General features: G+C 67.4%; 8 protein-coding genes and 1 pseudogene. 2 read left to right on the top strand and 7 right to left on the bottom strand.

Features of this window, described 5'->3' with window-relative positions:
- Positions 1–160: pseudogene (locus tag ACV229_RS27835) on the top strand (branched-chain amino acid ABC transporter ATP-binding protein); the annotation flags it as partial.
- Positions 161–362: 202 nt separating this feature from the next.
- On the opposite strand, the gene ACV229_RS27830 reads toward ACV229_RS27835, so the two are convergent.
- Positions 363–836, bottom strand: coding sequence for a MarR family winged helix-turn-helix transcriptional regulator (locus ACV229_RS27830; RefSeq protein ID WP_448086322.1), 474 nt, complete (start codon positions 834–836; stop codon positions 363–365).
- Between the two features lie 96 nt (positions 837–932).
- Between ACV229_RS27830 and ACV229_RS27825 the strand changes: the two genes are divergently transcribed.
- On the top strand, positions 933–1,301 hold the full coding sequence (locus tag ACV229_RS27825) for an antibiotic biosynthesis monooxygenase family protein (RefSeq protein WP_448086321.1): 369 nt from the start codon (positions 933–935) through the stop codon (positions 1,299–1,301).
- Between the two features lie 152 nt (positions 1,302–1,453).
- Here the strand turns inward: ACV229_RS27825 and ACV229_RS27820 are convergent, their stop codons facing one another.
- From ACV229_RS27820 to ACV229_RS27795, 6 genes are all read right to left on the bottom strand, one after another.
- Positions 1,454–2,089: a LysE family translocator gene (locus ACV229_RS27820; protein WP_448086320.1), complete on the bottom strand. Its 636-nt coding sequence runs from the start codon at positions 2,087–2,089 to the stop codon at positions 1,454–1,456.
- A 103-nt stretch (positions 2,090–2,192) separates the two neighbouring features.
- On the bottom strand, positions 2,193–3,110 hold the full coding sequence (locus ACV229_RS27815; protein WP_448086319.1) for a LysR family transcriptional regulator: 918 nt from the start codon (positions 3,108–3,110) through the stop codon (positions 2,193–2,195).
- Between the two features lie 135 nt (positions 3,111–3,245).
- Entirely contained in the window at positions 3,246–3,518 is a 273-nt protein-coding gene (locus ACV229_RS27810; protein ID WP_448086318.1) for a hypothetical protein, read from the bottom strand.
- 132 nt (positions 3,519–3,650) lie between these two features.
- Entirely contained in the window at positions 3,651–4,145 is a 495-nt protein-coding gene (locus ACV229_RS27805; RefSeq protein ID WP_448086317.1) for an SRPBCC family protein, read from the bottom strand.
- A gap of 47 nt (positions 4,146–4,192) precedes the next feature.
- Positions 4,193–4,492 (bottom strand): 2Fe-2S iron-sulfur cluster-binding protein, encoded by a 300-nt coding sequence (locus ACV229_RS27800; RefSeq protein ID WP_448086316.1) that lies wholly within the window; start codon positions 4,490–4,492, stop codon positions 4,193–4,195.
- Between the two features lie 103 nt (positions 4,493–4,595).
- Entirely contained in the window at positions 4,596–6,494 is a 1,899-nt protein-coding gene (locus tag ACV229_RS27795) for a sigma-54-dependent Fis family transcriptional regulator (protein ID WP_448086315.1), read from the bottom strand.
- Positions 6,495–6,500: the final 6 nt, after the last annotated feature.

Genomic DNA, 6,500 nt, shown 5'->3' with positions numbered 1-6,500 from the left:
CGAGGGGGTGACGGTGTTCCTCGTCGAGCAGAACGCGAACAAGGCGCTGGGGGTGGCCGATCGCGGGTATGTGCTGGAGACGGGGCGCGTGGTGCTTGCCGATACCGGCGCGAACCTGCTCGCCAACGACCGGATCAAGCAGGCTTATCTGGGCGGGTGATGGCGGCGCTGCCGGCCGTTCGAGGCTGGCAGCGCTCGCGATGTGCCGGGCGCCGTGGGGCGTCGACGGTGTTCGGCACATCGGACTCTTCGGAGTCTTTCTGGATTGAAAACGTAGCTGATCTGGCTACGTTCGTAGCCGAAACGGCTACATTCTCCTTCGCGCGGCGTGCTCCGGCCTGTCAAGGACGTCGGGCGCTACGCTAACCCGCATCGTCGCCGCCGGCTTCATCCAGGTTCGCGCGCAACCCGGCAATCACGCGTCGCATCGCCTCAAGATCGTCCACCGACAGCCCGTTCGACAACTGGTTGACCCACGCGGTCTGCAAGTCCATCGCCGCGTCGAACGCCTGCTTGCCGCGATCCGTCAGCACGACGAGCTGCGCGCGCCGATGGTGCGGATTCACATCGAACCTGACCAAACCTTCCGTTTCCAGATCGTTGACGATCCGCTGGACGTTCTGGCGATTCGCGCCGAGATCGCGCGCGATCCACGCGACCGGTTGCGGCTGCCCGGCGCCGACGATCGCGCCGAGAATCTGCCAGCGCGCGCTCGTCAGCCCGAGCCCGGCGACCAGCCGGTCACCTGACGCCAGCATGCGGCTGTTGAGCCGGAAAAAATCGAGAATGAAACCGGTCAGGACCTGACCCGCCGGCGTTCGCTTCGCTTCGCCCATCTGTCACCATCAATCCAAATTGACATCGTGATGTCAATGAACTATATATGCGTCATGTCGAATTGACATCATGCAACCAAATTGATGGAGCCGATCATGCCACAGTTTCGACCTCTCGACCCCGAATTCCCGATCGACCGCCAACTCGCCGAGGACGTCGCCCCGGTCGTGCTCGTGAACGTCTTCTTGCTCGAACCGGAAGACGAGTCGACGTTCCTGCAGGTCTGGCAGGACGATGCCGCGTTCATGAAGCGGCAGCCGGGCTTCGTCTCGACGCAACTGCATCGTGCGATCGGCGAGCGTCCGACGTATCTGAACTATGCGGTGTGGGAGTCCACCGCGCATTTTCGCGCGGCGTTCTCGCATCCGGATTTCCGCGCGAAGGTGTCGGACTATCCGGCGTCGGCGGTCGCGTCGCCGCACCTGTTCAAGAAAGTGGCGGTGGCGGGGATTTGTGTCGCGTGAGCCGCGTCGTGGCGCCGCGTGCGGCGATCACAATCTGTTGTGCGTGACGGCTCGGGCCTGCGTCGGGCCATCCCGACGATCGGTGTAGCGGTTGACGGACGAGCCCGCGATGGCGCCGGCACGGCCGGTGCCGAAATCGCCGGTCATTGAGATCATTGGCGCGCCGCGAGCAGCTTGATCCCCAACCCGACGAACAGCAGCCCGCTGCCGCGCTTGATCGCTTCGACCCAGCGGCTCATGCGGAAGCCGCGATGCAGCCGGTGGACGCCGGCCGAATAGATGCTGTGAACGACCATCACCGTGCACGCGATCGTTGCGTACATCACGACGAACTGCATCGCCAGCGGACGGTCGTGCGCGATGAACTGCGGCATGAACGCGGACAGGAAGATCAGCGTCTTCGGGTTGCTCCCGGAGACGAGCAGTGATTCGCGGAACAGCTTCTTGCGGTCCGGTGCGACGGCGGCCGCGGCCGTGTCGCCGGCCGACGCATCGGGCCGTGCTCGCGGGCCGCGCAACTGCTTGACGCCCAGAATCATCAGATAGGCCGCGCCGGCCACCTTCATCGCGACGAACAGCGGCGGCATCGCGGCCAGCACCGCGCCGACACCCAGCGCAACGAGCACGACGACGACCCCTTGCGCGGTGAGATTGCCGGCAATGGTCGCGGCCGTTCCCTGGCGGCCATATCGGACGGTATTACGGACGACGAGGAGCACGTTGGGCCCCGGAATCAGTGTGGTGGCGAGGTAGGCTGCGGCAAAGAGAATCCAGGTCTGAACGGACATTCGTCGCTCCGCGAGGTCGATGTAGTGCGTATGGGATCAGGCATGATGCCATGCCGGCATCGAGAATGCGTCGGACTCGCCTCTTTCCAGCGCGAAGTCCGATTCAATCTTCCGCACAGATCGCGCGCAACGCGCGATCCAGGAAGTCCAGCATCGCGCCGACCTTTGGCAAGCGTTCCCGGTGACGCGGCCAGATCAGGCTGACGGGCAATCCCGTCGTCGCGAATGCGGGCAGCACGTCGACCAGTTCGCCGCTGCGAAGCGCATCGCGGATCATCCAGGTCGCCAGTTGCGCGACCCCGTACCCGGCCTTCACCGCCTGAATCTGCGCTTCGCCGCTGCCGACGACGATCCGGCCGTTCATGGTCCGGCGTTCGGCCTTTCCGTCCGGACCGGCCAAGATCCACGGACTCACGCTGCCGTCCGCGCGGCCGTAGGTCACGCAATCGTGCCGCTCGAGATCCGCCACGTCGCGAATCGCCGGACGTTGCTTCAGATAGCGCGGCGCCGCACAGAAGACCACGCGCTCCCGGCCGATGATCCGATGCGCGAGCAGGCCGGAAGGCGGGGCGGCGCTGCCGATCCGCACGGCGAGATCGATGCCTTCCTCGACCGGATCGACGAAGCGATCGGTGAACGACGTGTGCAGCTTCACGCGCGGGTGACGCTCGGCGAAATCGAGCAGCAGCGGCAACACGTGCAGGTGGCCGAACGTCACCGGCACGTCGACGCGCAGGCGGCCCGCCGGTTCGGTGTGCTCGGCGGCGAGATCGATTTCGGCTGTTTCGAGGTCCGCCAGAATGCGCGTGCAGGTGCGATGGAACGCTTCGCCCGCGCCGGTGAGGGCAAGGCGTCGCGTCGTGCGCTCGAAGAGCCGGGCGCCGAGCCGCGCCTCCAGTCGCGCGATGCTCTTGCTGACCGCCGAGGTCGTGAGATGGAGTCGTTCCGCGGCGGCCGTGAAGCTCCCGGCTTCCGCAATGGCGACGAAGACTTCGATGCCTTTGAGACGCTCTGTCGACATTGACACTGGCGATAGGGTGAACGAGGGCTCAATTGTCCACGCAATTCCCGCCGTCCTGTGGAAATGCAATTCGAACGAGGCTCGTCCGAGGCCAATTGCTTGTGCAAGGATGACGCGCGCAGCGGAGGCGTGGCGCTATTGCCCGGCAACGCCCGGGGCGCGGAGGCCGGCATCGAATCGCGCCTGCCGGCGGCGGCCGATGACGACGGCGATCAACGCGGCGAACAGCGCGATTGCAGCGGCGACGTATCCGATGTCGGCGAGCGTGCTGCGTTCGATCGTGTATCCGCCGACGATCGCGCCGAGGCCGATGCCCGCGATCAGGAATTCGGTGGTGACGATGACGAACGCGGAAATCGCGAGCATCGCGATGGACAGCGCGGGCGGCGAAGCGTCGATCCTGGACATGGTGAAAGAGGCTCGTGAGGCTTGAAGTCCTCACAGCGTATTCACTGTCCGGCGACCTATCTTGGGTGAATATTCGTCGCAGTGTTGACGTCGGGGCAACAATCCGTCCGCGCGCCGCACGGCGGCCGCACGCTACGCGTGCTTCGCCAGATATTTCCCGACGAGCATCATCTGCGCGGTCCACCCGTGGTCGTTCATCTCATACGCCTTGGCCCGGCGCTCGGCCATGACCTGATCGAAACCGGATTCGGTCAACGTCAGCTGCGTTCCGTCCGGTTGCTCGTCGAGCGCGAACGTGACCAGCGTCATCGGCTCGCTCGAATAGTCGATGGACGGATTGATCGCGAACGGATGCCAGCGGAACGAGAACAGGCGTTGCGGCTCGACGCGGTCGACGACGATTTCGAATACCGCGCCGGCATACGGCTCCTGCGCCTTCGCGACGTCCGCATCGACGGTCGTCGGCGTGATCCGGCCGAACAGCCGCTGGCCGGCGACAAACGGTCCGTCGAACGTCACGCCGAACCACATGCCGAATTCCCCGGAATTGCTGACAGCCTCCCAGACGCGGTCCAGCGGCGCGGGCAACAGGGTTTGCTTTTCGATGCGATCGGATTGCTGTGTCATGACGCCCTCCATCGGTGCATTGAACAACTACGATTATGCAGCGCGCATCAGAGCATGACCGCGTCGGGCACGTCGATCACGACGTCCGATGTCGCGACCGCCACGCACGGCAGCGTATAGCCTTCGGCCTTTTCCTCGCGGCTCAGCCCCGGCCATTCGATCGTGTAGCGCACGCTGCCGCTGACGATCCTGCACAGGCACGTACGGCACGTGCCGTTGCGGCACGAACGCGGCAGCGACACGTGCGCGAACGCGGCCGCTTCGAGCAGCGTCAGCGAGTCGGGCGCGTCGAAGCTCACGCCGAGCGGCTCGATGCGCACGACAGGGGGGCGTTCGGAATCGGTCATGTCGGAACAAAGCGGCGGATCGGTCACGGCAAGCCGCCAAGCATACCCGAACCCGTCCGCCGCGGCCCGCCATCCGCGGCGGGCCCGATGCACGGTCCGTCCGTCAGTGCCGGCGCAGGTGCCGGTACACGGTGTTGCGCGCGAGCCCCAGCTCCCGCGCGGCCGCCGACACGTTGCCGCCGTGCCGCTCGAGCGCCGCGCCGATCACCGCCGCCTGATGATCGAGCAGCGTCGTCGCTTCGGCCGCCGCCATGGAGGACGGTTGCGGCGGCGCGGCGGGCGGCGCGTCGCAATCGAGCCAGAAATCGTCGGGCAGGTGCGTGAGCGCGATCTCCGCTGCGTCCTCGGCCAGCATGCCGGCGGTGCGCAGCACGTTGGTCATCTGCCGCAGGTTGCCGGGCCAGCGGTGGCGCGCGAACGCGTCGAGTACGTCGGGCGCGACCCGGCGCGGCATCGGCTCGCTGCGCGCGAGCCGCTCGAGAATGCATTCGACGAGCACCGGCAGGTCGGTGCGTGTCGCGAGCGGCGGCAGCGTCACCGCGAGCCCGTTGATCCGGTAGAACAGGTCCTCGCGGAACGTGCCGGCCGCGATCATCGCGCGCAGGTCGCGGTGTGTCGCGCAGACGACGCGCACGTCGACCGGCACCGCACGCGCGCCGCCGAGCGGCATCACCGCGCGCTCCTGCAGCACGCGCATCAGACGCACCTGCTGCGCGAGCGGCATGTCGCCGATCTCGTCGAGAAACAGCGTGCCGCCGTCGGCCTGCACGATCTTGCCGGGGCTGCCGCGCTTGCGCGCGCCGGTGAACGCGCCGTCTTCATAGCCGAACAGCTCGGCCTCGATCAGCGAATCGGGCAGCGCCGCGCAGTTGACCGCGACGAACGGGCCGTCCGCGCGCGGCGACGCGTGATGCAGCGCACGGGCGAGCCATTCCTTGCCGGTGCCGGTCTGGCCGAGGATCAGCAGCGGCAGGTCGCGCCCGCGGATCTTCGCGACCCGTTCGAGCACGGCGGCCATCCGCGCATCGCCGGTGTCGAGCGTCGCGAACGTGATCGCGTCGGGATCGGCCGGGCGGGTGCGCACGGCCGGCGCGGCGGGCGGCGTGACGGCGACGGCCGTCTTCTGCGCGTCCGCGAATTCGCAGCGCGCGAGCACGCGCACGCCGCTCGACAGCGTGAGGCGGAACATCGCACCGGGCGCGCGGGCGGCCTGCTGCGCGAGCATCGCGAAGCGCATGCCGAACAGCGCGTCGCAGCCTTGATGTTGCAGCGCGTCGAACGGCGCGCCGAGCTGGAATTGCGCGCTGCGGTTCGCTGCGATCAGCCCGCCGTCGGGCCCGAACGCGACGAGCCCCGCGAACAGCGAATCGACGCATTCCTCGTGCGCGTGAAAGCGCACGCGCAGCGCTTCCGCGCACTGGTTCGCGAACAGGTGGTTCTCGATCAGCTGCGCCGACATCCGCACGAGCGCAAGCGTATGCGGGCTGAAGCCGCGCGGATCGCCGCTCACGTCGAGCGTGCCGAGCGTGCGCCCGAACGGATCGACGATCGGCGCGCACGAGCAGGTCAGGATGTGATTGGCGCGCAGGAAGTGTTCCGACGCATGCACGGCGAGTGCCTGGCCCGACGCGAGCGCGGTGCCGATCGCGTTGGTGCCGCGTGCGCCTTCGGCCCACGACACGCCCGGACACAGCGCGACGCGGTTGGCTTTCTCGATGAAATCCGCGTCGCCGATGCTGTGCAGGATCACGCCGTCCGAGTCGGTCAGCAGCACGAGGCTCTGCGTGTCGGCGATCTGCGCGTGCAGGTCTTCCATCACCGGGCGCGCATGCGCGAACAGCGCGTGATGGGTGTCGATCAGCTCGCGCAGCGCGATGCGCGACAGCGGCGAGAAATCGGGCAGCTCGTCAGTGCGCAGCCCGACCGCCGTCGAACGGGCATGCGCCTGCGCGAGCAGGTCGATGCGGCCCGCGGCGGCGGGCTGCACGGAAGAATGAGGCATCGCGTC

Source organism: Burkholderia sp. MR1-5-21 (assembly GCF_053427715.1).
This window is presented reverse-complemented; position numbering and strand designations above follow the sequence as displayed.

Excerpts from the sequence above, each read along its gene's own strand:
- ACV229_RS27830 (WP_448086322.1), bottom strand. The coding sequence starts at position 836 with ATGGGCGAAGCGAAGCGAACGCCGGCGGGTCAGGTCCTGACCGGTTTC.
- ACV229_RS27825 (WP_448086321.1), top strand. The coding sequence starts at position 933 with ATGCCACAGTTTCGACCTCTCGACCCCGAATTCCCGATCGACCGCCAA.
- ACV229_RS27820 (WP_448086320.1), bottom strand. The coding sequence starts at position 2,089 with ATGTCCGTTCAGACCTGGATTCTCTTTGCCGCAGCCTACCTCGCCACC.
- ACV229_RS27815 (WP_448086319.1), bottom strand. The coding sequence starts at position 3,110 with ATGTCGACAGAGCGTCTCAAAGGCATCGAAGTCTTCGTCGCCATTGCG.
- ACV229_RS27810 (WP_448086318.1), bottom strand. The coding sequence starts at position 3,518 with ATGTCCAGGATCGACGCTTCGCCGCCCGCGCTGTCCATCGCGATGCTC.
- ACV229_RS27805 (WP_448086317.1), bottom strand. The coding sequence starts at position 4,145 with ATGACACAGCAATCCGATCGCATCGAAAAGCAAACCCTGTTGCCCGCG.
- ACV229_RS27800 (WP_448086316.1), bottom strand. The coding sequence starts at position 4,492 with ATGACCGATTCCGAACGCCCCCCTGTCGTGCGCATCGAGCCGCTCGGC.
- ACV229_RS27795 (WP_448086315.1), bottom strand. The coding sequence starts at position 6,494 with ATGCCTCATTCTTCCGTGCAGCCCGCCGCCGCGGGCCGCATCGACCTG.